This window comes from Kitasatospora sp. NPDC032757, from assembly GCF_055579305.1.
The window spans coordinates 447-24,406 of record NZ_JBVINN010000070.1 but is presented as its reverse complement, the minus strand read 5'-3'; the positions used below and the strand labels follow the sequence as shown (position 1 = coordinate 24,406).

The 23,960-nt window shown below is 72.1% G+C and carries 21 protein-coding genes and 4 pseudogenes; 10 read left to right on the top strand and 15 right to left on the bottom strand.

Annotated features, from left to right (window positions below):
* Positions 1-84: 84 nt before the first annotated feature.
* On the top strand, positions 85-237 hold the full coding sequence (locus tag ACZ5WK_RS39050; RefSeq protein ID WP_218206587.1) for a hypothetical protein: 153 nt from the start codon (positions 85-87) through the stop codon (positions 235-237).
* Between the two features lie 28 nt (positions 238-265).
* Here ACZ5WK_RS39050 and ACZ5WK_RS39045 read toward each other — a convergent pair whose 3' ends face one another.
* From ACZ5WK_RS39045 to ACZ5WK_RS39035, 3 genes and pseudogenes are all read right to left on the bottom strand, one after another.
* Positions 266-1,471: an alpha/beta hydrolase family protein gene (locus tag ACZ5WK_RS39045; protein WP_465555140.1), complete on the bottom strand. Its 1,206-nt coding sequence runs from the start codon at positions 1,469-1,471 to the stop codon at positions 266-268.
* 171 nt (positions 1,472-1,642) lie between these two features.
* Positions 1,643-1,843, bottom strand: a pseudogene (locus ACZ5WK_RS39040) (IS110 family transposase); the annotation flags it as partial.
* A gap of 532 nt (positions 1,844-2,375) precedes the next feature.
* Positions 2,376-2,747, bottom strand: a pseudogene (locus tag ACZ5WK_RS39035) (Mu transposase domain-containing protein); the annotation flags it as partial.
* Between the two features lie 364 nt (positions 2,748-3,111).
* Between ACZ5WK_RS39035 and ACZ5WK_RS39030 the strand changes: the two are divergent.
* Positions 3,112-3,909, top strand: a complete 798-nt coding sequence (locus ACZ5WK_RS39030; RefSeq protein WP_465555138.1) for a hypothetical protein — start codon at positions 3,112-3,114, stop codon at positions 3,907-3,909.
* A 212-nt stretch (positions 3,910-4,121) separates the two neighbouring features.
* Here ACZ5WK_RS39030 and ACZ5WK_RS39025 read toward each other — a convergent pair whose 3' ends face one another.
* Positions 4,122-4,376 carry a hypothetical protein gene (locus ACZ5WK_RS39025; RefSeq protein WP_465555142.1) on the bottom strand — a complete coding sequence of 85 codons (255 nt, stop codon included), beginning with the start codon at positions 4,374-4,376 and terminating at the stop codon, positions 4,122-4,124.
* Between the two features lie 29 nt (positions 4,377-4,405).
* Positions 4,406-4,790: pseudogene (locus ACZ5WK_RS39020) on the bottom strand (VOC family protein); the annotation flags it as partial.
* A 412-nt stretch (positions 4,791-5,202) separates the two neighbouring features.
* On the opposite strand from ACZ5WK_RS39020, the pseudogene ACZ5WK_RS39015 reads away from it, so the two are divergent.
* The 5 genes and pseudogenes from ACZ5WK_RS39015 to ACZ5WK_RS38995 all read left to right on the top strand — a co-directional run.
* Positions 5,203-6,267, top strand: a pseudogene (locus ACZ5WK_RS39015) (family 2 encapsulin nanocompartment cargo protein terpene cyclase); the annotation flags it as partial.
* A gap of 16 nt (positions 6,268-6,283) precedes the next feature.
* Positions 6,284-7,162 carry a geranyl diphosphate 2-C-methyltransferase gene (locus ACZ5WK_RS39010; RefSeq protein WP_465555136.1) on the top strand — a complete coding sequence of 293 codons (879 nt, stop codon included), beginning with the start codon at positions 6,284-6,286 and terminating at the stop codon, positions 7,160-7,162.
* Between the two features lie 156 nt (positions 7,163-7,318).
* Positions 7,319-8,314, top strand: a complete 996-nt coding sequence (locus ACZ5WK_RS39005; RefSeq protein ID WP_465555134.1) for an aldo/keto reductase — start codon at positions 7,319-7,321, stop codon at positions 8,312-8,314.
* Between the two features lie 185 nt (positions 8,315-8,499).
* On the top strand, positions 8,500-9,078 hold the full coding sequence (locus ACZ5WK_RS39000; protein WP_465555132.1) for a carboxymuconolactone decarboxylase family protein: 579 nt from the start codon (positions 8,500-8,502) through the stop codon (positions 9,076-9,078).
* A complete protein-coding gene (locus ACZ5WK_RS38995) occupies positions 9,075-9,941 on the top strand; it encodes an RNA polymerase sigma-70 factor (protein WP_465555130.1) in 867 nt (288 codons plus the stop codon). Before ACZ5WK_RS39000 ends, ACZ5WK_RS38995 begins: the two co-directional genes overlap by 4 nt.
* 161 nt (positions 9,942-10,102) lie before the next feature.
* Here ACZ5WK_RS38995 and ACZ5WK_RS38990 read toward each other — a convergent pair whose 3' ends face one another.
* Both ACZ5WK_RS38990 and ACZ5WK_RS38985 read right to left on the bottom strand, forming a co-directional pair.
* Positions 10,103-11,047, bottom strand: a complete 945-nt coding sequence (locus ACZ5WK_RS38990) for a hypothetical protein (protein WP_465555128.1) — start codon at positions 11,045-11,047, stop codon at positions 10,103-10,105.
* Positions 11,048-11,415: 368 nt separating this feature from the next.
* Positions 11,416-12,630, bottom strand: a complete 1,215-nt coding sequence (locus ACZ5WK_RS38985; protein ID WP_465555126.1) for an agmatine deiminase family protein — start codon at positions 12,628-12,630, stop codon at positions 11,416-11,418.
* 160 nt (positions 12,631-12,790) lie between these two features.
* Between ACZ5WK_RS38985 and ACZ5WK_RS38980 the strand changes: the two genes are divergently transcribed.
* Complete coding sequence (locus ACZ5WK_RS38980; protein ID WP_465555124.1) at positions 12,791-13,453, top strand: TetR/AcrR family transcriptional regulator; 663 nt, start codon at positions 12,791-12,793, stop codon at positions 13,451-13,453.
* 29 nt (positions 13,454-13,482) lie between these two features.
* On the opposite strand, the gene ACZ5WK_RS38975 is transcribed toward ACZ5WK_RS38980, so the two are convergent.
* From ACZ5WK_RS38975 to ACZ5WK_RS38940, 8 genes are all read right to left on the bottom strand, one after another.
* Positions 13,483-14,691 (bottom strand): agmatine deiminase family protein, encoded by a 1,209-nt coding sequence (locus tag ACZ5WK_RS38975; RefSeq protein WP_465555122.1) that lies wholly within the window; start codon positions 14,689-14,691, stop codon positions 13,483-13,485.
* 168 nt (positions 14,692-14,859) lie between these two features.
* Positions 14,860-15,657 carry an ABC transporter ATP-binding protein gene (locus ACZ5WK_RS38970; RefSeq protein ID WP_465555120.1) on the bottom strand — a complete coding sequence of 266 codons (798 nt, stop codon included), beginning with the start codon at positions 15,655-15,657 and terminating at the stop codon, positions 14,860-14,862.
* Positions 15,658-15,700: 43 nt separating this feature from the next.
* Positions 15,701-16,678, bottom strand: coding sequence for an ABC transporter ATP-binding protein (locus tag ACZ5WK_RS38965; protein WP_465555118.1), 978 nt, complete (start codon positions 16,676-16,678; stop codon positions 15,701-15,703).
* Positions 16,675-17,529, bottom strand: coding sequence for an ABC transporter permease (locus ACZ5WK_RS38960; protein ID WP_465555116.1), 855 nt, complete (start codon positions 17,527-17,529; stop codon positions 16,675-16,677). The genes ACZ5WK_RS38965 and ACZ5WK_RS38960 overlap by 4 nt, the downstream gene beginning before the upstream one ends.
* Positions 17,526-18,485 carry an ABC transporter permease gene (locus ACZ5WK_RS38955; RefSeq protein WP_465555114.1) on the bottom strand — a complete coding sequence of 320 codons (960 nt, stop codon included), beginning with the start codon at positions 18,483-18,485 and terminating at the stop codon, positions 17,526-17,528. The genes ACZ5WK_RS38960 and ACZ5WK_RS38955 overlap by 4 nt, the downstream gene beginning before the upstream one ends.
* A complete protein-coding gene (locus tag ACZ5WK_RS38950; RefSeq protein ID WP_465555112.1) occupies positions 18,482-20,155 on the bottom strand; it encodes an ABC transporter substrate-binding protein in 1,674 nt (557 codons plus the stop codon). The genes ACZ5WK_RS38955 and ACZ5WK_RS38950 overlap by 4 nt, the downstream gene beginning before the upstream one ends.
* A 113-nt stretch (positions 20,156-20,268) precedes the next feature.
* Positions 20,269-21,279 (bottom strand): agmatine deiminase family protein, encoded by a 1,011-nt coding sequence (locus ACZ5WK_RS38945; protein ID WP_465555110.1) that lies wholly within the window; start codon positions 21,277-21,279, stop codon positions 20,269-20,271.
* Between the two features lie 93 nt (positions 21,280-21,372).
* Entirely contained in the window at positions 21,373-22,548 is a 1,176-nt protein-coding gene (locus ACZ5WK_RS38940; RefSeq protein WP_465555108.1) for an agmatine deiminase family protein, read from the bottom strand.
* Between the two features lie 265 nt (positions 22,549-22,813).
* Here ACZ5WK_RS38940 and ACZ5WK_RS38935 point away from each other — a divergent pair, with 265 nt between their 5' ends.
* Together ACZ5WK_RS38935 and tatA are read left to right on the top strand one after the other, a co-directional pair.
* Positions 22,814-23,425 (top strand): TetR/AcrR family transcriptional regulator, encoded by a 612-nt coding sequence (locus ACZ5WK_RS38935; protein ID WP_465555106.1) that lies wholly within the window; start codon positions 22,814-22,816, stop codon positions 23,423-23,425.
* A gap of 73 nt (positions 23,426-23,498) precedes the next feature.
* Positions 23,499-23,768, top strand: coding sequence for a Sec-independent protein translocase subunit TatA (tatA, locus tag ACZ5WK_RS38930; protein ID WP_465555104.1), 270 nt, complete (start codon positions 23,499-23,501; stop codon positions 23,766-23,768).
* Positions 23,769-23,960: the final 192 nt, after the last annotated feature.

Sequence of the window (23,960 nt, the reverse complement as noted above, 5' to 3'; positions counted from 1 at the left end):
CCTGTGGGCGGACAGCATCTCGGGTCGGCAGGTCGGCTTCTGCTGGCCGCTGGCAGGTAGACCGGGCCCGGTGGAACAGGCACCATGCCCCGGTGCGAACGCGGTGGTGATCAGCGCCAGTTCGCCTCCCGCGACGAACTGGCCGCGGCCATCGACACCTTCGTCTTGGCCTACGACGAACACGACGCCAAGCCCTACCGCCGGACCTACGACGGCAGCCCACTCAAAGCCGCATGAACCCCCGAAGGATCAACGCGGCACTGCACTAGGACTGGAAGGCTACTTCCGGATTGTTCGGCGAGGGGCCGTCCAGCAGCGGACTGTGGATCCCCTTCAGCGTCTGGTCGAAGAACGCCGTCACGTACTCGCGGGTGATCACCACCCCGCGTTCCGGGGAGAGGGGCCCCGTCGGGAACCCGGCCTGCTCCTGAAGCACGTCCAGGTCGGAGAAGCTGAAGTGGTCGGCGCCGGCGACCGTCAGCCACTTCTTGTAGCCGCCGAGGGCTGCCCAGGCCCGCCCCACGATGCCGTCGCCGCTGCCGGGCGTGTGGCCGTCGCTACCCAGCATGAGGAAGGGCCGGTTGATCTGGCCGGGCATCGGGACCGGGTGGAAGGTGCCGTCCATGTCCACTCCGGCCCGTACTCGCGGGTCGGCGATCATCGTGGCGGCCGCCGCCGCTCCGCCGAGGGAGTGTCCGGCCATGCCGATCTCGTGCTTGTCGATGAGGTGTGCCAGGCGCCACGCGGTATTGCCATGCGTCAACTGGTCGATCACGAAGGACACGTCCCGCCCACGGCTGACAGCTTCGGCGTCGAAGTCGATCGTTTCCGGGTGGTCGCAGATCGCGCACGGCGGCGTCTGGCCGTTCGCCAGCGTCTCGCCGCTGTCCTCGTAGGTGTGGCCGACGAGCGCGACGACGTAGCCGTGACTGGCCAGGTCGGTCGCGAGCGAGGTGAGCATCATGCGCGGGTTCTCGGACGCGGCTGAGAGGACCACCAGCGGATGCTTGCCGCGTTGCGGCCGCGCGCCGTCGAAGGCGTGAGTGGTGACGCTGGAAAGGGCCTGCGGGGTGACGCCGTAGCTCGCCGGCATCTTCCGGCGCTCGGTGATTCCGGCTGCCTCGGCGAGGGTCATGTAAGGGGCCGGCGTCCCGGTCCCGGGGACGGCCGGGTAGACCATCGTGACGGTCAGTTGGCGGGGGCCGGATGACGGCACCCACGGGTCGAGGCGGCTCGTGTCGGTGAGGTGGATGATGTCCTCGCCGGCGGCGTAGGGGCCGGTCGGCGCGGGGAGCGTGCCTTGGAAGGACGGCGTGGGCGCGGTGGCCGTGGCCGGTGCGGTGTCGAACGCGTGCGTGGCCACCGGTGTGGCCGATGGTGTGGTCGTGGCGGCGAACCCGGCGCCGGTTCCGGTGATGAGGGCGGCGAGCGTCAGCACCGCGACAGCGCTGATACGGCGATTGGTTCTCATGGGATCGACGCTAGGACACCTCGACGGGGGTCTGCCAGGAGCCTGGCACCCGAATCCATGGTGGCACCAGTGCCACCGTTGCTGATTCTGTAGTCGGACAGGAGAGGCGCGTTGACGATGCCGTTCTCCTGGGTGAAGGCGGCGATGAGGGGCTGAAGCTCCTATAGATCGTCAAGCGGTCTGGAGGAGCAGGTTTGGCGTGGTCGATGGGCGGGTGAGGTGCTTGTAGACCTCGCGGGCGATGAAGCGTTTGAGGCAGCGCAGGATGTCCTTCTTGGACATGCCTTCGGTGGTGCGTCGCGCGACGTAGTCCTTGGTCCGGTCGCAGTAGCGCATTCGGACGAGGGCGATGGTGTGGAGTGCGTTGCGCGCCGTGGCCTTTCTGGGTCTGGCTGTCGCGGCCGGCGACCGGGCTCAGCAGCCGGTCGTACTTGCTCATGTCGGGCAGTGCCGGGCGTGGGTCGGGCGGCAGACGGCGGGCGTGCAGGGAGATCACCTGGGCCCCGGCGCGAGCGGGTGGGGCCGTGGAGCCGTCCGCGGCCTCTTCATCGGCGCCGGCCAGGAGCTCCGCGTCGTCGGCGTCGGTGCCCTCCATCGCCTTGCGGGCCTCGATGGCGACCAGGTCGGTGGAGACCGACCCGATGCGAAGGCAGGTCTCCATCGCCGCGACCAGCGCCTCCGGCGGGAGCTGGCGGTGCAGCAGCACCTCGATCAGCATCCGGGTGCCCTCGCGGTCGCCGGCCTTGTGCTTGGCCGCGGCCCAGAACGCCTCGTGGACCTTGGTGAAGCCGCCCTCCGCGCGGGCCTGCGCAAGCGCGGAGGCCCCGGCGAACGCGCCGGGCTTGACCAGCAGGATCTCCAGGTAGTGGTCCAAGAGGTCGTGGTAGGTGTAGCGGCGCGTCAGCCTGGGATGGCGGGCGACGACCTTGCGCCCGTCGAACACCCACAGCTCGTTCGCCCGCAGCTTGACACGCACCTTGGTGCCGATGAACTTCGCCGGTACCGAGTAGTAGCACTGCCGCACCGTGATCCGGGAGTTGCGCGCGACCGTCGGTGTCAGGTCGATCCCGCAGTCGTAGCCGTCCGCCGGCAGCGGCCGCAGCCGGTCCCGCTCGGCCTCGAAGTCGAACCCGATCGAGGTCGGTCGGCCGTGGATGTGCCGTGCGTCCTGCGCGACGTCGATCGCGGCTGGACGCTCGTTCAGCTCCGCCAGCGAGTCGACCGCAGGAGGCGGGACCAGGTGCTTGCGGCGGAACCGCCCGCCCTCGTGCTCCACCCCGCCCTTCTCGTGGGCACCGTCCTCGCCGGGCGCACAGTAGAACGCGGAGAACTGGATCTTCCGTGGGTTCGCGATTTCTGAAGGTTGCGATGCACGAACCCGAGGCCGTAGTCGGCAGGGTCAACAAACAAGCACCGGGGTTGGCCGAAAGCCTCGGCCGCGAGGGAGGTACTGAACTTGATCTGATGGTGTTGGCGTCGGTGTGCGGTACGCGCAGGGCGCGAGGCTGACCGACCAGGCATCCTGAATCGCCTCACGGGAAACCCCGTCGACCGCGCGGGCGAGGCTGTCTAGGCTGCACTGCGTGATCCCCGCACTGCGCGTTCGCCGACTCTTCCACACCGTGGAGGAGTACGAGGGTATGGACGTCTTCCTCGCCGTAGTAGATCCGTGGCTGGACGAGCACGCCGATGCCGTCCGGGAGGCCCTCGCGCCGCTGGCCGCCTTCGGCGGATGGACACGGACCGAGTACGAGTTCGGCGATCCCCTGGAGACGGCGTACGCGCTCAGCCGCGTCAGCGACGCCCTGATCTACAAGTTCCAGCCGCTGCTGCCTCCGGGTTCTGAGATCCCCTGGGCGCACGACATCCACGAGCCTGAGCGCTGGCCGCATGTCACCCGTGACCAGTACCTGGCTGCCTTCTCCCGGCTCGGCATGGCCCCGATCGGCGACGTCGCCTTCGAACCGTTCTTCCACGAGGTCGTCCACGTCGCGCAGCACGAGCTCCCGGAGGCGCCGGTTGAGATCAACGGGACGGTCTGGCCGGGCCTGATGTTCGGGGAGATGCTGTTCAGCCGCACCGGCGTGACAGTGCGTGCCGGCGCCCAGCACCTGGTCGCGGGAATCGCGGACCAGTCACCGCTCCATGACGTATTCATGCGCCGTTACCGGGAGACGTTCGACGGGTCGCTGGCCTGGGGCCACAACTCGCAGTGGAAAACCGACTTCCGCCGCGACTACCTCACCGATACCGCCTTCCGCTTCAACGTCGACGAGGAGCCCGACTCAGACCAGGACATCCTCGGCAAACCGTGGAGGCTGACTCCGGCCGAGCGATCGGACCTGGTGCGGCACCGCTGCTTGACCCGTCCCCTCCAGAATCCGGATGCCCGGCAAAGCGCCAGCCCGGGCGGGCGGCTCACCGTCTCGCGGACCTGATCAAGTCCGAGGTCAGGCCGCTCCGTGCCGACGTCTCATCTCCGCCCTCTGGCATCTGCCGACTTTGTCCCCGAGCCCGATGCCGTTTCGGCCGCCGATGCTACGACGGCCTGGGTGTAACGCAGGCTGCTCTTGCCGCCCGGGGCGAAGTTATGGGCGAGGCGGAGGGGGTCGGCGCCTGTAGCGGCGGCCTCTTCGAGGATGCGGTCCTGTCACAGCCGGTCGAGGGCGACGGGCAGCGGCTGGACGAGCCGGTCCAGCCAGAACGTGCCGACCGGCGCGGTGGTGGTGGCCGTATCGCGGGTGATCAGCAGGTGGGGGTTGGTGCTGTTGGGCCAGCGTTCGTGCCGGCAGGCGAGGTAGTCGCTGATTGCTTCGGCCGTGTATTCGTCCAGTGGGCGGTCCCAGCCGTCCGGGTCCAGGCGACGGCCTGCCAGGTCGACCTGGTCTCGCAGAAGGGCGCGCAAAACGCCCCGTTCGGCCAAGCGCCGGGCGGGGCTCTGTCGTCGGCGCTGACCTGCGACTGTGCTGCACAGAACTGGTAGTCAGGTGTGCTGGGATCGGCAAGGACGGCCCAGCCGGCACCATCGGGCTCCCGGCGATCGGCGACGAGGGTCGCACCGAGGCTCAGCAGTCGCCTCGGCCTCCTCGTCGCGCGAGGTCTCGGGGCGCAGGCACAGGTGAATCCGGTTCTTGATCGTCTTCGGCTCCGGCACCTGGTTGAAGTACAGCAGCGGGCCCTCCGACAGGGTCACCGCGGTCTCCACGTCACCCGGTTTGCTCCGCGGATGCAGCGGACAACCGAGCGCCTCGCTCCGGAACCGAGCCAGCTCATAGGCATCCGCACAGTCAACCGCCACGTTCTGCACCACCGAAACCATGCACGAGATCGTGGCCGGAGCCCCGCTCGGTCAGCAAATTGCGGCCGGACCGCACCAGCGCTTTCGCAACGGACCCCAGCCCCGGGGCCCGGCCGCTCCGCCGCGGAGAGCGGCGGACGGAGCCGTGCGCTTCAAACCTGGGAGTCCCGAACGTTCACCCTATCGGGTACAGAGAACACTCCGTAGCGCCGCGGGGCCCGCCGCCCCGCCTACCGTTGATCAGCAAGCGACAAGGGACGCCCGATGCGGCGATCCCTTTCCTGCCATGCCAGGTGACGGCGCGTCATCGCATGCGCTTCTTCGACGTCCAGTCCTTCACAGAGGGAGGCACTTCCATGTCCGCGGACACCAGATCCGGGAACAGCGTGGAGACCGGCAACGGGGAGACCCCGGCGGTACGGTCATGAGCCGTACGGCCCTGGACAGGATCCTCGGCGGCCCCAGCGGCCTGGGGACGGCGAGCCTGCACCCGGGGCGGCGCGAGGGGCGCCCGAAGCCCGGCGATCCGATCCCGGGCCTGTACCACCACCCGGTGCCCGAGCCGGACGCCGAACGCTCCGCGGAGGTCGGCCGCCGGATCAAGGCCTGGGCGGAGGACGAGGTCGAGCTCTACCCGCCGGAGTGGGAGGACCAGTTCGACGGTTTCTCGGTGGGCCGCTACATGGTCGCCTGCCATCCCGACGCGCCGGACATCGAGCACCTGATGATCGCCGCCCGGCTGATGGCCGCCGAGAACGCGGTCGACGACTGCTACTGCGAGGACCACGGGGGCTCGCCGATCGGCCTCGGCGGGCGCCTCCTCCTGGCGCACACGGCTCTCGACCCCGTGCACACCACGCGGGAGTACCAGCCGGCCTGGGCGGAGTCGCTGCACGAGGACGCCCCCCGGCGCGCCTACCGCTCCGCCATGGACTACTTCACCCGCGCGGCCACGCCGGCCCAGACCGACCGGTTCCGGCACGACATGGCCCGCCTGCACCTCGGGTACCTCGCCGAGGCCGCCTGGGCCGAGACGGACCACGTGCCGGCGGTGTGGGAGTACCTGGCGATGCGCCAGTTCAACAACTTCCGCCCCTGCCCGACGATCACGGACACCGTCGGCGGCTACGAACTGCCCGCCGACCTCCACGCCCTGCCCGCCCTGCAACGGGTCATCGCGCTCGCGTCCAACGCCACGACGATCGTCAACGACCTGTACTCCTACACCAAGGAACTGGCCGGCCCCGGCCGGCACCTGAACCTGCCCGTGGTGCTCGCCGAGCAGGAGGACCTCGCCGACCGCGACGCCTACCTGAAGGCGGTCGAGGTGCACAACGACCTCATGCACGACTTCGAGGCCGAGGCCGCCGCCCTGGCCGCCGCCTGGCCCTCGCCGTCCCTGGTGCGGTTCCTGCGCGGCGTGGCCGTGTGGATCGACGGCAACCACTACTGGCACCAGACCAACACCTACCGCTACAGCCTTCCCGATTTCTGGTAACCAAGGAGCTCATCCCATGACGACGACCGACCTCCCCGCCGCGACCACCGTCTCCCTCCCCGGCCCGGCCACTCCCTACCAGGGCGACATCGCCCGGTACTGGGACCATGAGGCCCGGCCCGTGAACCTGCGCCTCGGTGACGTCGACGGCCTCTACCACCACCACTACGGCATCGGTGACGTCGACCACGCCTCGCTGGGCGACCCGGACGACAGCGAGCGCGAGAAGAAGGTGATCACCGAGCTGCACCGGCTGGAGTCCGCGCAGGCCGAGGTGCTCCTGGACCACCTGGGCGCCGTCCGTCGCGACGCCACCCTCGTGGACGCCGGCTGCGGCCGCGGCGGCTCCAGCGTCATGGCCCACCGGCGCTTCGGCTGCAAGGTGGAGGGCGTCACCCTCTCGGCCAAGCAGGCCGAGTTCGGCAACCGGCGCGCCCGGGAGCTCGGCATCGAGGACCACGTCCGCGCCCAGGTCTGCAACATGCTCGACATGCCCTTCGAGACCGGCCGGGTGGCGGGCTCCTGGAACAACGAGTCCAGCATGTACGTCGACCTGCACGACCTGTTCGCCGAGCACTCCCGCATCCTCGAGGTCGGCGGCCGGTACGTCACCATCACGGGCTGCTGGAACCCCGCCTACGGGCAGCCGTCGAAGTGGGTCTCCCAGATCAACGCGCACTTCGAGTGCAACATCCACTCCCGCCGCGAGTACCTGCGCGCCATGGCGGACAACCGCCTCGTACCGCAGGCCGTCATCGACCTGACGCCCGCGACCCTGCCCTACTGGGAGCTGCGTGCCACCTCCTCCCTCGTCACGGGCATCGAGGAGGCGTTCATCAACTCCTACAAGGACGGCTCCTTCCAGTACGTCCTGATCGCGGCCGACCGGGTCTGACCGGGTCTGACCGGCCGGGCCGGGCCGCCACACGGGCCGCGGGCGCCGGTGCGCCCGCGGCCCGGTGCCGTCCGCCGGGTCCCCGGCGGCCCGTCTAGGGTTCAGTCCGTGGGGCGCGCGCCGCCGCCCGCCGGAACCGTCGAAGGGACCCTCACCATGCCGACCGCACCCGCCACCGGCCACGCCGCCGCCCCGTCGCTCGCGCGGTTCGGCCTGGGCACGGCCGCCGTCGGGAGGCCCGGCTACATCACGCTGGGGCGCGACCTCGACCTGCCGGCCGAGCGCACCGTCGAGGCACTGCGCGAGCGGACGCACGCCCTGCTCGACGCCGCCTACGCGGCGGGGGTCCGGTACTTCGACACGGCCCGGTCGTACGGCCGCGCCGAGGAGTTCGTCGGCGAGTGGCTGGACACCCGGCCGCAGGCCGCCGCCGAGGTGACGGTGGGAAGCAAGTGGGGCTACACCTACACCGCCGGCTGGCAGGCCTCCGGGGTGCCGGTGCACGAGGTCAAGGAGCACTCGACGACGGTGTTCGACCGTCAGATCAAGGAGACCAGGGAGCTGCTGGGCAAGCGGCTGGACGTGTACCTGGTGCATTCGGTCACCCCGGACAGCCCGGCGCTGACCGATGCCGCGCTGCACGCCCGGCTGGCGGAGCTGGCCGCCGAGGGCGTCCGGGTGGGCCTGTCCACCAGCGGCCCGGCCCAGGCCGCGACCGTCCGGGCGGCGCTGGAGGTGACGGCCGAGGGCCGGCCGCTGTTCGCCGCCGTCCAGTCGACCTGGAACCTGCTGGAGCCGTCCGCGGGTGACGCACTGGCCGAGGCCCACGCGGCGGGCTGGCTGGTGGTGGTCAAGGAGGGCATGGCCAACGGGCGCCTCGCCGACCGCAACGCCACCGGGCCCGAGACGGCCCCGCTGCGTGCCCTCGCCGCCCGGACCGGGGCGTCCTGCGACGCCCTCGCACTGGCCGCGGCCGCGGCCCAGCCGTGGGCGGACATCGTGCTCTCCGGGGCGGCCACCCCCGCGCAGCTGGCGTCGAACCTCACCGCCGCCGGGCTCGGCCTCACCCCCGACCGGCTGGCCGGCCTCGCCCCGCTCGCCGAGCCCGCCGAGGCCTACTGGCGCACCCGCGCGGCCCTGTCCTGGGCATGAGCTCCGGCGGCAGCGGCGACCGCCACCACCGCCGGGCCGGACCCTTCCCGGATGTACGCGCGTCGGCCGCTTCGCCATGCCGGCGGACCGGCGGACCGGCGGACCGGGTCGCTCCCCGGCCTCCGTTGTCACATGCGAGGGGGTGTCGGTGTCTTCATGTCAGACAGTCCGACGGAAGGAACATCATGACACTGCGCATTCCCAAGGCGGAGCTCCCCACCGAGATGAGCGAGAACATGATCAAGCAGCTCGGTGCCGTGCCCGAGCCCGTCGAGGTGGTGTGGCACAACCCCGGGGTGGCCACCTCCAACCTGGAGTTCTCGGCCAGGCTGAGCGAGTGGGATGCGGCCGACGCGAGCCTCAAGTCGTTCGCGCACATGGCCGTCGCGGCTCAGGTCGGCTGCAGCTGGTGCCTCGACGTCGGCTACTTCCAGGCGCAGAACCAGAACCTGGACCTGACCAAGGCGAGCCAGGTGCCGCGCTGGCGGGAGTCGGAGGTGTTCACGCCGCTGGAGCGGGACGTGCTGGAGTACGCCGAGGCCATGACGAACACGCCGCCGACCGTCACCGACGAGCTGTACGCGGGTCTGCTGGAGCGGCTCGGCCCGGCGGCGATGGTCGAGCTGACCGCCTACATCGCCTTCGTCAACATGGCGACCAGGAACAACAACGCGAACGGGGTCGCGTCGCAGGGCTTCGGCGACGCCTGCGCGATTCCGCTGGCAAAGCGCCAGGAGAAGTCCGACGTCGCGGAAACGGCATGACCGAGGATCCGTTCGTCACCCATCGCCGTCTGCTGTTCACCGTCGCCTACGAGATGCTCGGGTCGGCTGCCGACGCGGAGGACGTGCTGCAGGAGTCCTGGCTGCGGTGGGCCGACGTCGACCGGTCGCAGCTGCGGGATCCGCGGGCGTACCTCGTCCGGGTCGTCACGCGGCAGGCGCTCAACCGCCTGCGGACGTTGTCGCGCAGGCGGGAGGACTACGTCGGCGAGTGGTTGCCGGAACCGCTCCTGACCAGTCCCGACGTTGCCGAGGACGTCGAACTGGCGGAGAGCGTCTCGATCGCGATGCTGACCGTGCTGGAGACGCTCGGGCCGGCGGAGCGGGCGGTGTTCGTGCTCCGCGAGGTCTTCGAGCTGCCGTACGGCGAAATCGCCGAGGCCGTCGGGAAGTCCGCGGCCGCGGTACGGCAGATCGCGCGGCGGGCACGCGAGCACGTGGCGGCCCGGCGGCCTCGCACGGGGGTGAGCCGGTCGGAGCAGCGGGCCGTGCTGGAGCGGTTCCTGTTCGCGTTGCGCACGGGGCAGTTGCAGGAGTTGATGGACGTCCTGGCGCCGGACGTCGTCATGGTCGCCGATGGTGGCGGACTGGTGGCTGCCGCTCTGGCTCCGGTTCACGGGGCCGGACTGGTGGCGCCGTTGCTCGCGCGGGCCCACCGGGTGGTGGCGGCGTTCGAGACGACGACCGTGTGGCTCAACGGCGCGCCGGCGGGCCGGATCGAGATCGACGGCGAGCCGTCTACGGTGAGCCTCGTGGTGGAGGAGGGGCGGGTCACCCGGATCTACGTGGTGAGAAACCCGCAGAAGCTGACACGGCTGGACGAACCGGTCGAACTCGCCAGGTAGGCCGGCTGCGGCGCGGTGGCCGGTGGGTGTTCCGGACGGTGACGACCGCCCGGAGCACCCGGCCATCGATCAGGCAGACTCCTCGTCGCCATGACCGGCATCCAGGCCGTCGCGGATCCCTGACGCATCTCCGGGGTCACTCCCCCACGGCCGACGGCGTGTCAGGCCAGTGCCTTGGACTGCCAGTAGCCGAACTGCCGGAGCGGGTCGCCGTCGAGCGCCCAGGGCCAGGGCGTGACCGTGTCGCCGATCAGGTCGAACGTCGCCGCGCCCTCGCGCACCCGGCCGGCCTGGACCAGCGCGTAGGCGAGCAGGTTGAGGTCGGCGCGGGCGGCCGCGTGCGTGAGCTGACCGGGGCGGAGCCAGCCGGCCAGGGCGGCGTCCAGCGCTCCGGTGGCCCGCTGGGTCGCCCACTGGCGGCGTACCAGCAGCCCCTCGACGCCGCCCCGGGCGAGCGTGCGGGCGTGCTCGTCGACCAGCGCGGTCAGCTCCACGCCCACGGCCGGCGCGGTCGACGGCACCCCGGCCCGGACGGCGTGCACGAACTCCTGCTGACCGCTGCGCGAACCGCACTCCTCCGGCGACAGGTAGCGCAGCATCTGCAGATGGGCCTCCCGGTTCCACGGGTCCCGCGAGGTCACCTCGTGCCAGACGGCGAACAGCTCGCGCGAGTCGGCGCGGGTCTGGCGCAGGACGCCCAGCAGCACCACCCAGGGCGTGGGGTCGTCGGGGAGGGCCTCGGCGGCGCGGTGGCAGTGGTCGGCGGCGGCCGCGGGGTCCTCCATCCGCCCCGCGTGCCGGCCGCGCACCAGCTCGACCCACGCCTCGAATACCAGCGAGTCGGCGCTGCGCGCGCGGCGCAGCCGCCAGGTGCGGGCCAGCCCCGAGGGCGCCGCGGCCTCGGCGAGCACGGCGAATCGGTGCCCGCGACGGTCCCAGTCCGTACCGGCCTCCTGGAGAAGCCGCTCGACCTGGTCGATCTGAATGCCGTCCTGGCCCGGTATCCCGGGGGAATTCAGCTGCCGCCGTACGCGGCCGAGTCTGACGTCGTCGAGTTCCGGCAGCAGACGCGGGCCGGAAGCGCGAAGTCTTCGAAATATCGACACGCGCCGCAGCCTAGGCCCCCGGCGGAATTCCGGACAGCCTTCGGGAGGCAATTGTTATTTCCCGGTGTTATTTCCCGGTTCCGTGACCCTACCGTCTCGTACAGCGACCGGACGAGGCCCGCGCCCGTGGTGCGACGCATTCCCCCCGCCGCTCGCATTTCGGACAGGTGATTGCGCGTCAGGAAATTGGATTCCGGCTGGCCGAATTACCGCGTCGCCTTGACCCGCCGTACCGGAATTCGACAGGGCGATGCCGCCCCGTGCGCCTGCTTCCGGCGCGGCCGGAGACGATCTCGGCCGAACGCGCCCGCGGCGGCCCCTTGTCGCCGCACCACGGGCCGCAAGGGACCGCCGCGGGGAGGACCGGCCTACGCGACCGGCTGGGGCTGGGTGACGCAGTGGATGCCGCCGCCGCCCAGGCCGATGTAGTCGATGTTCAGCTGCTCGACGACGCGGCCGGGGAAGAGCGACTGGAGCTTCGCCTTCGCCGCTGCATCGGCCCGGGAGTCCCCGAACTGGGCGGCGATCACCGCACCGTTGCAGACGTAGTAGTTGGCGTAGGAGCCGACGAACGCCGGGTCGCTCTGCCGGATCGTGTAGTAGTCGGGGCCGCCGAGCTTGGTGGCCTGGATCCGGACTCCGCGGGCGTCGGTGGCCGAGGACAGCACGTTGTACTGGTTGATCTCGTCCTTGGTCCAGACGTCCGACGGGTCGTCCGTGGCGTTCGGCTGCTGGACGAGGCCCTTGCCCGGGGCCAGGAAGCGCGAGGTCGCGTCGACGTGGTCGCCGGTGATGTCCTGGCCGGCGACCCCGGCGAACCAGATGACCCTGCTGGCTCCGTACGCGGCCTTCATCGCGTTCTCGGCCTGGGTCTGCGTCATGCCCGGGTTGCGGTTGGGGACGAGGATGCTGCTCCGGGTGGCCATCAGCGTGCCGGCGCCGTCGGTCTCGATGGCGCCGCCCTCGCCGACCAGGCCTGCCGCGGTGAACGGCACTCCGGCGTAGGCGGCGACCCGGGCGGCGACCTTGCCGTCGTTGGTGTAGGTCTGGTTCCCGCCCCAGCCGTTGAAGTTGAGGCCGATCGCGTCGAGGCCGCCCTGCCCGTCGGTGCGGAAGACCGGGCCGGAGTCGCGCATCCAGCAGTCGTTGACCGGGACGGTGGTGATCACGGTGACGTTGGCGCCCGGGCAGGCCCGCCGGGCGGCCGCGGCCGCGGCGGGGTTGGCGCACAGGTGGACGGGTTCGTACTTGGCGATGGTGTTGGCGACCAGCGCGATGTTGGCCTGGATCTGGGCCACCGAGGGCGTCGTTCCGCCGCGGCGGCCGCCGCGGCGACCGGTCCAGATGGCGGGGTCGTCCGGCCAGGCCATCCACGTCCGGGTGTGGGCCACCGTGTCGATCGGCACCGCGAAGGTGCCGGCCGCGGTGGCGGTTCCTCCGACCGCGGCCACCGCGGAGACGGCGCCGTTCGCCGCCCAGGCGGTGCCCGCCGTGACCAGCCCGGCCGCGACCAGGAAGTTCCTTCGTCCCAGCGCTGCCGGCGCTCTGCCGGACGAGACGTGCGGTTCACTCCGACCGTTCATCTCTCGGCCTCCTCTTCTGACCAGCCGTGGTGCTTCCACGTGATGGCCATGACATTAAAACTGACCAAGCGCTCGGTCAATACTTTGCGCAAGGCTGGTCCGGTCCGGCCCCGCCCCCGCTGTCGCACCGTCACCGGCGCGGGCTCGCTAGAGTTTCCGGATGGCTACGCGCGCTGAGGACTCCCACCCCATCGACCCGGCGGCCCGGGAGTCCGCGACCGGTACCGGCACCCGGCGCCCACGCGCCTCGGCGAAGGGCGAGCAGACGCGGGCACGGCTGCTCGCCGCCGCACGCGAACTGCTCGCCGGGGACGGCTCGGTGCCCTTCACCACCCGCAACGTGGCCGCCCTCGGCGGGGTGACCCACGGCATGTGCCACTACCACTTCCGGAACCGCACCGACCTGATCGTCGCGGTGGTGGAGACCATCAGGCCGGAGTGGATCACCCCCCTGGAGGAGGCGGTCGCCGGCCCGGGGACGTTCGCCGAACGGGCCGAGCGCGTCGTCGCGATGCTGGCGCAGCCGGAGGCCGGGGACCTGGCCCGGGTGCACTCCGCCCTGCACTGGTTCGCGGTGAACGACGAGCGCGTGCGGGAGAGCCTGGAGGCCGAGTACCGGCGGTGGCGGGAGTGCTTCGTCACGCTGTTCCAGGTGCTCGCGGACGAGCGCGGCGGCGGGTTCGACCCCCGGCCTCTGGGTGAGGCGGCGGCCGCCGGTACGGACGGGCTCGCCGCGTTCCAGTCCCTCGGCGCGCGGATCGACCCCGCGCCCGTGATGCGGGCGCTCGTCCTCGGGCTCGCCGCCGGAGCGGGCGGGCACTGAGCCGCCGCCCGGCGCTGCGCGCCCCCCTGTCACGGGGTCGCCGGGGAGGCGGAGGCGGCGGCCTCCGGCTGCTGCTGGGTGGAGCAGTGGATGCCCCCGCCGCCGGCGGCGATGGCGTTGATGCTCACCGGCACGATCTCGCGCCCGGGGTGGAGGTCGGCCAGGACCCCGGCCGCGCGGTCGTCGGACGCCTTGTCCCCGAACCGGGGCATGATGACGGCTCCGTTGACCACGTAGTAGTTGAGATAGGTCGCCAGGAAGTCCTCTCCGGGGTCCGGGACGCCGCTGAGGTCGGGCTCGGCGAGGTCCACGACCCGCAGCGTGCGGCCCATGGCGTCGGTGGTCCCGCGGAGCACCTCCAGCGCCTGGTCGGAGGCGCGGGACCAGATGTCCGGCGGAGTGTCCGGCCCGGGGCGGTGGATCACCACCACGCCCGGCTCGGCGAACCGGGCCAGGGCGTCGATGTGGCAGTCGGTGATGTCCTGCCCGGCCACGCCGGCGAACCAGATGACCTTCCGGACGCCGAACAGGTCCTTGAGCGCGCCCTCGATCTGCTCGCGGCTCTTCCCCGGGTTGCGGTTCTCGTTGACCCAGGAGCTCTCGGTGGCCATCAGGGTGCCCTCGCCGTCGACCTCGATGCCGCCGCCCTCTCCGGTGACCGGCGCCTGGAAGCGCCGGATGCCGTAGCGGTCGAGGAGCCTGCGGGTGACCTGGCTGTCCTCGGCGTGGGTCTGCTTGTTGCCCCAGCCGTTGAAGTTGAGGTCGACGCCGGCGAGTCCGCCCGGGCCGGTGACGAAGGCCGGACCGGTGTCACGGGCCCACAGGTCGTCGACCGGCAGGTCGATCACCTCCACGCCGGAACCGCACAGCTGCCGGGCCTCGGCGCTCTGGTCCGGGCGCGCCATCAGCACCACCGGCTCGAAGCGGGCGACGGCCTGCGCCACGTGCGCGATGTCCTCGCGCACGGCGGGCAGTTGGCTGCCCCACACCTCTTCGAGGGCCGGCCAGGCCATGAACGTCCTGGTGTGGGGGAGCCACTCGGCCGGCATGGCGTACGTCACCGGAGCCGTGCCGGCCGGCCCCGTCCCCGGACCGGCGGTTCCGCCGGTGCCCGCCGAGGACGGTTCGTTCCCGTCGGCGGGGGCGGTGTCGGAGCCGCACCCCTCCAGCAGGGCGAGGGCGGCGGCGGCCGCCCCCGCACACAGCACTGCCCGGCGGGACGGGAAGCGGTCACTCACGGCAGGTCCCCTCGTTCATGCGGATGCACCCCGAAACGGGCGATACCCGACAGTAGGGGCGGGCGAGGGGCGTGCCGGTGAGCCCGCGCGCCGCCGATCGGGCGAATCGAGGCGGGTCCGGACCGCCGCCGTGGGGGCGTCGACGGCCGGGACCCGGGTACGGGGCTGCTACAGCGCGCGGCGGGCGGCGGCGATGGACCTCGGGTCCCAGCCCGGCCTGGGGACGGAGTCCAGCAGCAGCCGGGTGTAGGGGTGGCGGGGGCGGGCGAGGACTTCGGCGGTCGGGCCGGACTCGACGATCCGCCCGTGCCGCATCACGAGGACGTCGTCGGTGACGGATTTGACGACGCCGAGGTCGTGGGTGATGAACAGGTAGCCGATGCCGGTCTGTTCGCGGATGTCGGTGAGCAGGTTGAGGATCTGGGCCTGGACGGAGACGTCGAGGGCGGCCACCGCCTCGTCGAGGACGAGCACGGCCGGCTCGACCGCCAGTGCCCGGGCGATGGCGACGCGCTGGCGCTGGCCGCCGGAGAGCTGCCGGGGCAGGGCGCCGGCCTCCCGCTCGCCGAGGCCGACCTGCTCCAGGAGTTCGGCGATCCTGCGGGGGTGGTCCGCCTCGGGGAAGTGCAGCCGGAGGGTCTCGCGCAGCACGGCGCCGACGCTGGTGCGCGGGTCCAGCGACAGGTACGGGTCCTGGAAGACCATCTGGACCTCGCGGGCCCGCGCGAGCCGGTGGACCCGGCCGCGCCGGTGCTCGGTACGGTCCCGGCGCCGGACCAGGACCCGGCCGGAGTCGGCCCGTTCCAGTCCGACGACGATCCGGGCGGTGGTGGTCTTGCCGGAGCCCGACTCGCCCACGATGCCCAGCGACCCGCCCTCGGCCAGGGTGAAGGAGACGTTGTCGACGGCCTGCACGCTCCCGTAGGCGCGGTGCAGCCCGACCGCCTCCAGGACGGTCCTGCGCATCGGCGGCACTCCCTTCGAACGGGCCGCGGCCCCGAGGTCCGGGCTACGCATCGGCGCTCCCCTCCCCCGTCCGGTCACTGTGGTGGCAGGCGGCGAGGCGGGCCGGCTCGGCCGGGAGCGGCAGCAGCGCGGGCACCTCCTGCGTGCACGGGAAGGTCGCGAGCGGGCAGCGCGGTGCGAACGGGCAGCCCGCCGGTTCGTCGCGCAGGCTCGGCGGCCGGCCCTCGATGGCGGCGAGCCTGCCCCGGGGGGCGTCCAGGCGCGGCGTGGAGGCGAGCAGCGCCGTCGTGTAGGGGTGCCGGGGCCGGTCGAACAGGGCCTCGGCGGGGCCGGTCTCGACGATCCGGCCGGCGTACATCACGTAGACGCGGTCGCTGATGGCGGCGGCGAGGCCCAGGTCGTGGGTGACGAAGAGCATCCCGGTGCCGAAGCGTTCCCGGAGGTCGCCGAGGAGCGCCACCACCTCGGCCTGGGAGGTGACGTCCAGGGCGGTGGTGGGCTCGTCGGCGAGGATCAGCGCGGGATCGCCCATCAGGGCGGCCGCGATCATGACCCGCTGGAGCATGCCGCCGGACACCTGCCCCGGGTACCGGCCCAGGACGGAGGCGGGGAGGCCGACCGCGTCCAGCATCTCGGCGGCCCGTTCGAGCGCCGCCCCGGCGGGGAGGCGGCCGCTGAGGCGCACGCTCTCGGTGAGGAAGTCCCCGAGGCGGCGCAGCGGGTTGATGGCGGCCCGCGGGTCCTGGAAGATCATCGCGGCGGTGCCGGTGCGCAGGCGGCGCAACTGCTCGGGCGTCATGGTGAGGACGTCGTCACCGTTGACCCGCACGGTGCCCTCGGTGACGGCTCCGGCGGGGAGCAGGCCGAGGACGCTGCGGGAGGTGAGGCTCTTCCCGGAGCCGGACTCCCCGACCAGGGCGACCGTTTCGCGGGCCTCCACGGTGAGGTCGACGCCGGCGAGGACGGGCCGGGCGGTGTTCGGCAGGCGCAGGCGGTAGGCCTGGATGTCGAGGGTGGTCATCGGTCCCTCCTGGCGACCTGGTCGGCCCAGCGTTCGCCGACGACGTTGAAGGCGACGACGGTCAGCACGATCGCGGCGCAGGGCAGGATCGCCGACAGCGGGTAGCCGTGCTGGACGGCGGACTGGCCGTCGAAGACCATCCGGCCCCAGTCGGGTGTGAGCGCGGGGACGCCGAGCCCGAGGAAGGAGAGGCCGGCCAGGTCGATCAGGGCGTAGCCGAAGTTGATGGTGGACTGCGCCAGGACGACCGGCGCGATGCCGGGGACGATGTGGCGCAGGCAGATCTGCAGGCCGGAGTGGCCCTGCACCTGGTAGGCCTCGACGTAGGGGCGGGAGCGTTCGGCGAGGACGAGCGAGCGGGTGAGGCGGCTGACGTAGGGCAGGTAGGCGATGGCGAGGGCGACGACCGGGGCCAGCAGCCCCTCCCCGTAGACGGAGACGATCAGGATCGCCAGCAGCATGCCGGGGAAGGCGAAGACCAGTTCGGTGCTGCGGGAGAGCACGGAGTCCGGCCAGCCGCCCCGCCAGGCGGCGGTGACGCCGACGGCGACGCCGGCCACGGTGGAGAAGGCGACCACGCCGAGCGGTCCGAGCAGGGACGTCCGGGCGCCGGTGACCAGGCGGGAGAGGGTGTCGCGCCCGGAGGCGTCGACGCCGAGCAGGTGATCGGCGGAGGGTCCGGCGAGTGCGTTGCCCAGGTCGACGGCGTTCGGGGCGTCGGGCGCGAGCCACGGGGCGAGGACGGCTGCCAGGACGACCAGGGCGACGAAGCCGAGGCAGAGCAGCTGCAGCGGTGCGCGGGCGGTGCGGACACGGCCGAGACCGGGCCGGCGCAGCAGGGTGGCGGTCATCCGGCGGCTTTCCTCGCTCCGAGGGTGACCCGGGGGTCGACCAGTGGGTGGAGCAGGTCGACGACCAGGTTCACCGCCATGAACAGCCCGACCATGATCAGGGAGATGGCCTGCACGGTGGGGAAGTCCTTCGTGGTGGTGGACAGTTCGAGGAGCTGGCCGATGCCGCCGACACTGAACGCGGTCTCCACCAGGACGGTGCAGACCAGCAGCGTGGAGACGATGAGCCCGCCGGTGGTCAGGACGGTGCCCAGGGCGTTGCGGAAGACGTGCCGGCGTACCACGTGGTGCTCGCCGACGCCCCGGCTGCGGGCCACGGTGACGTGCTCGTGGCCGAGGACGTCGAGCATCGCGGCGCGGGTGACCCGGGCGAGCATGCCGATCAGGTAGAGGGCGAGGGCGATCGCGGGCAGGGTGAGGTGCCAGAGCATCGGACCGAGGCCGTCGCCGGTGCCGCCGGTGGGGAACCAGCCGAGCTTCACCGCGAACAGGCCCTGGAGCAGCACGGCGGCGACGAAGGAGGGGGTACCGACGGCGACGGTGGTGGTGACGAGGATGGCCGAGTCGGCGGCGCCGCCGCGGACGGCGCCGATCCAGCCGAGCAGCAGGCCGAGGGCGAGGACGAGGACCAGCGCCATCGCGACCAGCAGCAGGGTCGCGGGCAGCCGGTCGGCGAGCAGCCGGGAGACGTCGGTGCGGTAGGTGATCGAGCGGCCGAAGTCGCCGTGCAGGATCTGGCCGGCCCAGCGCAGGTACTGCAGGAGGAAGGGGTCGTCCAGGTGGTACTGGGCGTTGACCGCCTTGAGGGCGTCCGGGGAGGCCGAGCGGCCGGCGAGCAGGAAGCTCGCCGGGCTGCCCGGTGCGAGGTACATCGCCCCGAAGATCACGAACGAGGCGCCGGCCAGGGTGGCGGCCATCTCGGCCAGCCGCCGGGCGGCGAATCTCAGGAAACTCACCGGGCCGCCCCCACATCGGCCGCCCACGGGTAGTACAGGTACGAGATGGTGGTGGGCGCGCCGGTGATCCGCTTGTTGAGGAACACGGCGGTGGGCCACTCGGCGACGGGGATCCAGAGCAACTGCTCGGAGGCGGTCTTCTGGAGCTGGGCCGCCAGGGTGAACCGCTCGGTCGAGTCCCCCGCGGCCGTGGCCTTCTTGACCAGGTCGTCGTAGCCGGGGTCGCTGTAGGAGGCGAAGTTCTGGTAGGCGCCGGTCCGGAAGTTGGCCAGCAGGTCCAGCGGGTCGGTGATGGAGTCGTAGTACGTCTCCGGGAACAGGTCGATGCCCTCGCGCGCCTTCGGGTCGGTGAACAGGGCGGTGAAGGCGTTGGGCGCGATGGTCTTCAGCCGGACGTCGAGGCCGATCTTCGCCCCTGCGGACTGGACGGCGGTCGCGAGCAGCGAGACGTCCTGGCCGATCGGGCTGGTGGCGACGGTGAGGGTCTTCCCGGTGGCGCCGGCCTCCTTGATCAGGGCCTTGGCCTGTTCGAGGTCCGGCGTGGTGGGGGTGAGCCCCTCGAAGGCCTCGGCGCGGACGTGCTCGGGGGCGGCGGCCCAGGCGGCGCGGGTGGTCAGCGAGCCGGTGACGCTGCCGGCCCCGCCGAGGCCGGTGCGGACGAAGCCGGAGCGGTCGAGGGCGAGCGAGAGGGCCTTGCGGACCCGGACGTCGCCGAGCACGCCCTGCATGGTGGTGACGTTGACGTTGACGGTGCTGAGGCCCTCGCCGAAGTAGAGCGTGCCCGCGCCGCCGGTGCGCAGCTTCTCGTAGCTCTCGGTGGGGATCAGGTAGCCGCCGTCGGCCTCGCCGCTGAGCAGGGCGTTGACCCGGGCCGACGGGTCGGTGAGGAAGCGGAAGACGGCCTTGGCCGACTTGGCCCTGGTGCCCCAGTATTCGTCGAAGCGCTGGAGCTCGATCGACTGGCCCTTGGTCCAGGTGCCGAGTCTGAACGGCCCGGTGCACGCGAGGCTGCCGCCGGTGCCGTAGTCCTTGCCGGCCGCCTCGATCCCCGCCTTCGAGGCGACCACCCCGGCGGCGGTGGCCAGGTACTGGTTGAACTGCGAGTCGGGCTGGGTGAGTCTGACGGTGACCTGGAGCGGGCCGGTCTTGGTGATGCTGCTGACGTTCTGGAACTGCTGGGCCCAGGCGGCCGCGTTGTCGGGGTTCATCTGCCGGCCGAGGCTGTAGACCACGTCGTCGGCGGTCATCACGCCGCCGTCGTGGAAGTGCACGTTCGGGCGCAGGTCGTAGACCCAGGTCGTCGGGTCGGGGTTGGAGGCCTTCTCCGCCAGCCCCGGGGCCAGGGTCAGCTGCGGGGTCCACCGCATCAGGCTCTCGCACACGTTGGACAGGACGGTGTTCTGCGGGTAGTCGAAGGCCGAGATGTAGTCCAGCGTGGGCGGCTCGGCGTACACGGCCCAGGTGAAGGAGTCCAGATCGCCCTTGGCCGGCGGGGTGCCGGCGGACAGCTGGTAGGCCGTCCCGCCGTCGGTGCCGCCGTCCTTCGGCGGGCCGGAGCAGGCGCTGGCGAGGGTGAGGCCGGCGAGGGGGACGGCGGCCAGGGCGGCGGCCAGGGCGGGCCGGCGACGCGGGAGTCCGGGGGTTCTTGACCTGTTCCGGGGGTCGGGCATGAGGGTGCTCTCTTCCGTGCGTGACGGGGGTGGCGGGGGTTCGCCGGACCGGCGGGCCTGCGCGCGTGGGGGTGCGGGCCCGCCGTCCGGCCACGGGGAGGTGGACGCGCCGCTCAGTGGGCGGGGCGGGCCGCCGGCACCTGCTGGGTGATGCAGTGGACACCGCCGCCGCCGTAGGCGATCACCCGGGAGCGCACCCCCACGACCTTGCGGCCGGGCAGCGCCGCCGCGATCACGGCGAGTGCCCCCTCGTCCTCGGGGACGCCGGCCGTCGGGACGACGACGCCGCCGTTGGCGATGTAGAAGTTGAGGTAGCCGACCTCGGTCTCCTTGCCGTCGACCCGGACGAAGGCGCTCTGCGGCAGGTCGAGGATCTCCAGCCTGCGGCCGCGGGCGTCGACGGCGGCCTCCAGCACGGCGCGGTTGGCGCGCATCCGGTCGTAGTCGGGGTGGCCCGGGTCGCTCGGGAGCTGGACCACCACCTTGCCGGGGGCCACGAAGGCGCAGACGCCGTCGACGTGGCCGTCGGTCTCGGTGTCCAGCAGGCCGCCGTAGGGCAGCCAGATGACGGTGGTGACGCCGAGCCGGGCCACCAGCTCGGCCTCGATCTCCTCCTTGCTCATGCCGGGGTTGCGGTTGGGGTGGAGCAGGCACTGCTCGGTGGTGATCAGCGTGCCCTCGCCGTCGACGGTGATCGCGCCGCCCTCCAGGATCATCCGGGAGTCGATGCGCTCGACGCCCAGGCGGTCCAGCAGCAGGGCGGCGATCTTGTCATCGGTGTCGTACGGGTGGTGCTTCTGCCCCCAGGCGTTGAAGCGGAAGTCCACCCCGGCGCGCTCGCCCTCGGGGCCGAGGACGAAGATCGGCCCCGAGTCGCGGAACCAGGAGTCGTCGATGGGCAGTTCCACCACCTCGACGCCGTCCCCGCACAGGGCGCGGGCCTCCTCGCCCTGCCCGGGCCGGGCGACCATCGTCACCGGCTCGAAGGCGGAGATCGCCCGGGCGACCTGGGCGTACTCCTGCTTGACCTCCTCGAAGGTCCCGCCCCAGAGCTCGGCCCTGGTCGGCCAGGCCATCAGGCAGCCCTCGTGGTCGGTCCACTCGGCCGGCATGCGGAAAGTCATGATGACAGGTCTCCTGTTCGAAAATTCGGTCAGTGGAAGCGGTGCGGGTCGGCCGGGTGTCCGGGCCGTCCCCGACGGGGCCGGGTGCGGCACTCAGCCGGCGGCGGGCACGGCCGGCTGGGACTGCGTGGCGCAGTGGATGCCGCCGCCCCCGCTCGCGATGGTGTCGATGTCGACCTGGACGATCCTGCGGTCCGGGTATGCGGCCTGGAGGATCGCGTAGGCGACGCCGTCCGCGTAGCCGTCGCCGAACTGTGGCGCGATGACGGCTCCGTTGACGGTGTAGTAGTTGGTGTAGCTGGAGAGGAACTCCTTGCCGCGCCCGCGGATCAGGCGGCGGTCCGGCCCGGGCAGTTCGGTGATCTCCAGCCGGCGGCCCCGGGCGTCGGTGGCGCCCTGGAGCACCTGCTTCGTCTCGTTGTGGACAGCGACCCACTTGGCGTCGGCCCCGGGGCCGGGCTGGTCCAGGAGGACCTTGCCGGGAGCGGTGAAGCGGGCCAGGCAGTCGATGTGGCAGTCGGTGATGTCCTGGCCGGCCAGCCCGGGGGCCCAGATCACCTTCTCGATCCCGAGTGACGCCTTGAGCGACTGCTCCACCTGGTCCTGGCTCATCCCCGGGTTGCGGTTGGGGTTGACCAGCGAGCTGACGGTCGCCAGCAGGGTGCCCTGGCCGTCGGTCTCCAGCGAGCCGCCCTCCCCGACGAAGGAGGCCCGGACGCGGTCGACGCCGTAACGGCCCAGGAGCGTCGCGGCGGCCGTGGCGTCGTTGCCGAACGGCTGGTAGTAGGAGGTGCCCGTCTTGCCCCAGCCGTTGAAGTTGGTGTCGACACCGGCGACCGCGCCCGGTGCGACGAGGAAGGTGGGCCCGAAGTCCCGGATCCACAGGTCGTCGTTGGCGATCTCCTCCACCTCGATCGGGTGGTAGGCGCCGGAGCCGCAGGTGTACCGGGCGTCGGCGGCCTGCTCGGGGCGGGCCAGCACCACCACCGGCTCGTAGCGCGAGATCTCGTACGCGAGGTTGGCGATGTCCCGGCGCACCGCCGGGAGCTGCTGCTGCCAGACCGAGGAGAGGGCCGGCCAGGCCATGAAGGTCCGTGTGTGCCGGTCGGTCTCCGCCGGGAGCCGCAGCGTGGCGCCGGAGGGGGCCGTGGCGGCCTCGGCGCTCACGGGGAGGGCGATCGCGGGGAGCGCGGCCCCGAGAGCCGCCAACGGCAGGGCCGTCGCTCCGAACCTGAGCAGGCTGCGGCGGGTGGGGACGGGCGTGTTCATGGGACTCCCTGGAGGGGTCGGGAGGTGTGGGGTGCCCCACATCCTGCTCTGAACTGAAAATTCAGTCAAGATGGAGGAACGGCTGGATCTCCATCGGCCGACCCGGGCCCTTCGCGACCTCGCCTGACCCGCCAAGACACGTCAGACCCACGCCAAAACCACTGTGAGCAGGGATGTCCTGAATCGACCCCACCGAAGGGGAGCCCTGAAGTTTCAATCAGGAAACGATCCCGCGACCCCGCATGTGCGAGTAGAGTGAACACTCGTGTCAGACCGTCGAACAGAAATACTCAGAGCCGCCACGCGCGTCATCACCCGGCGCGGCGTGCGGGGGCTCCGCGTGGCCGAGCTGGCGGCCGAGGCCGGGGTCTCGACCTCGCTGATCTACTACCACTTCGCCGACCGGGCCGGGATCCTCCGCGAGACCCTGGAGTTCATCAGCGAACGGGCCGACCGCTACACCGCGCAGTGGACGCCCGGCGAGGCCGCGGACAGCCCCGTGACCGAGCTGGCGCAGGTCCTGCTGCTGGAGCTGCAGGACACCGCCGAGGTGCGGGAGAACAGCACCGCCTGGGGCGAGTTGAGAGCCAGCGCGGTCTTCGACGCCGACCTCCGGACGGACCTGGCCAAGGCCACCCACACCTGGGTCCACGAGATCGCCGAGCTGCTCGGCCGCGCACACCCCACCGGGACCGCCCCGGCTCACGCCGCCTCTGCCGAACGCCTCACGGCCCTGCTGGAGGGGCTCAGCGTCCGCTGGCTCAGCGGCTCGCTCCCCCTGGACCACGCGCGCCGGCTGCTCGACGAGGCGATCACCGCGGAGCTCGGCGGCCTCCACCCGGAGACCCGCCGGCTGACCGGTGCCGCCATTGACTGACTTTTCAGTCAATACGAGACTTTCGGTTGTCCGCCCGAGCCCTCCCCCACTGCGAAAGGCCCGGTGAGCCGAGATGCTCCGCAATGGTCTGGAACCCTGGCACCTGCTGATCGTGGTGGCGGTGCTCGTCCTGCTGTTCGGCTCGAAGAAGCTGCCCGACATGGCCCGCGGACTCGGCAAGTCCCTGCGCATCCTGAAGGCCGAGACCGCGGCCATGCGCGAGGGCGATTCCCCGCCGGAGCCCGCCGCCGCACCCGCCAACCCCGCTGACGCCCCGCAGCCCCGCCCGGGCACCGGCATCGGCGGCGGCGAGCCCTCCGCCCGGCCGGACCGGACCGCCTGAGATCACCTGCCACCGCCGTCGGGCGGGGCGACACGCCGGTGTCGCCCCGCCCGACGGCTTTCTGCCGTCCGCCCTGCTCCGTACCGCGCGATCCGGGCCCGGGGGGGGGGGGGGGGGGGGGGGGGGGGGGGGGGGGGGGGGGGGGGGGGGGGGGGGGGGGGGGGGGGGGGGGGGGGGGGAGGGGGGGGGAAC

Bases quoted from the DNA above. Each gene is read 5' to 3' on its own strand.
- ACZ5WK_RS39000 (WP_465555132.1), top strand. From the start codon at position 8,500: ATGACACTGCGCATTCCCAAGGCGGAGCTCCCCACCGAGATGAGCGAG.
- ACZ5WK_RS38960 (WP_465555116.1), bottom strand. From the start codon at position 17,529: ATGACCGCCACCCTGCTGCGCCGGCCCGGTCTCGGCCGTGTCCGCACC.
- ACZ5WK_RS38980 (WP_465555124.1), top strand. From the start codon at position 12,791: ATGGCTACGCGCGCTGAGGACTCCCACCCCATCGACCCGGCGGCCCGG.
- ACZ5WK_RS38970 (WP_465555120.1), bottom strand. From the start codon at position 15,657: ATGCGCAGGACCGTCCTGGAGGCGGTCGGGCTGCACCGCGCCTACGGG.
- ACZ5WK_RS39005 (WP_465555134.1), top strand. From the start codon at position 7,319: ATGCCGACCGCACCCGCCACCGGCCACGCCGCCGCCCCGTCGCTCGCG.
- tatA (WP_465555104.1), top strand. From the start codon at position 23,499: ATGCTCCGCAATGGTCTGGAACCCTGGCACCTGCTGATCGTGGTGGCG.
- ACZ5WK_RS38965 (WP_465555118.1), bottom strand. From the start codon at position 16,678: ATGACCACCCTCGACATCCAGGCCTACCGCCTGCGCCTGCCGAACACC.
- ACZ5WK_RS38985 (WP_465555126.1), bottom strand. From the start codon at position 12,630: ATGAACGGTCGGAGTGAACCGCACGTCTCGTCCGGCAGAGCGCCGGCA.
- ACZ5WK_RS38940 (WP_465555108.1), bottom strand. From the start codon at position 22,548: ATGAACACGCCCGTCCCCACCCGCCGCAGCCTGCTCAGGTTCGGAGCG.
- ACZ5WK_RS39030 (WP_465555138.1), top strand. From the start codon at position 3,112: ATGGACGTCTTCCTCGCCGTAGTAGATCCGTGGCTGGACGAGCACGCC.
- ACZ5WK_RS38945 (WP_465555110.1), bottom strand. From the start codon at position 21,279: ATGACTTTCCGCATGCCGGCCGAGTGGACCGACCACGAGGGCTGCCTG.
- ACZ5WK_RS38950 (WP_465555112.1), bottom strand. From the start codon at position 20,155: ATGCCCGACCCCCGGAACAGGTCAAGAACCCCCGGACTCCCGCGTCGC.
- ACZ5WK_RS39045 (WP_465555140.1), bottom strand. From the start codon at position 1,471: ATGAGAACCAATCGCCGTATCAGCGCTGTCGCGGTGCTGACGCTCGCC.
- ACZ5WK_RS39050 (WP_218206587.1), top strand. From the start codon at position 85: ATGCCCCGGTGCGAACGCGGTGGTGATCAGCGCCAGTTCGCCTCCCGC.
- ACZ5WK_RS38995 (WP_465555130.1), top strand. From the start codon at position 9,075: ATGACCGAGGATCCGTTCGTCACCCATCGCCGTCTGCTGTTCACCGTC.
- ACZ5WK_RS39010 (WP_465555136.1), top strand. From the start codon at position 6,284: ATGACGACGACCGACCTCCCCGCCGCGACCACCGTCTCCCTCCCCGGC.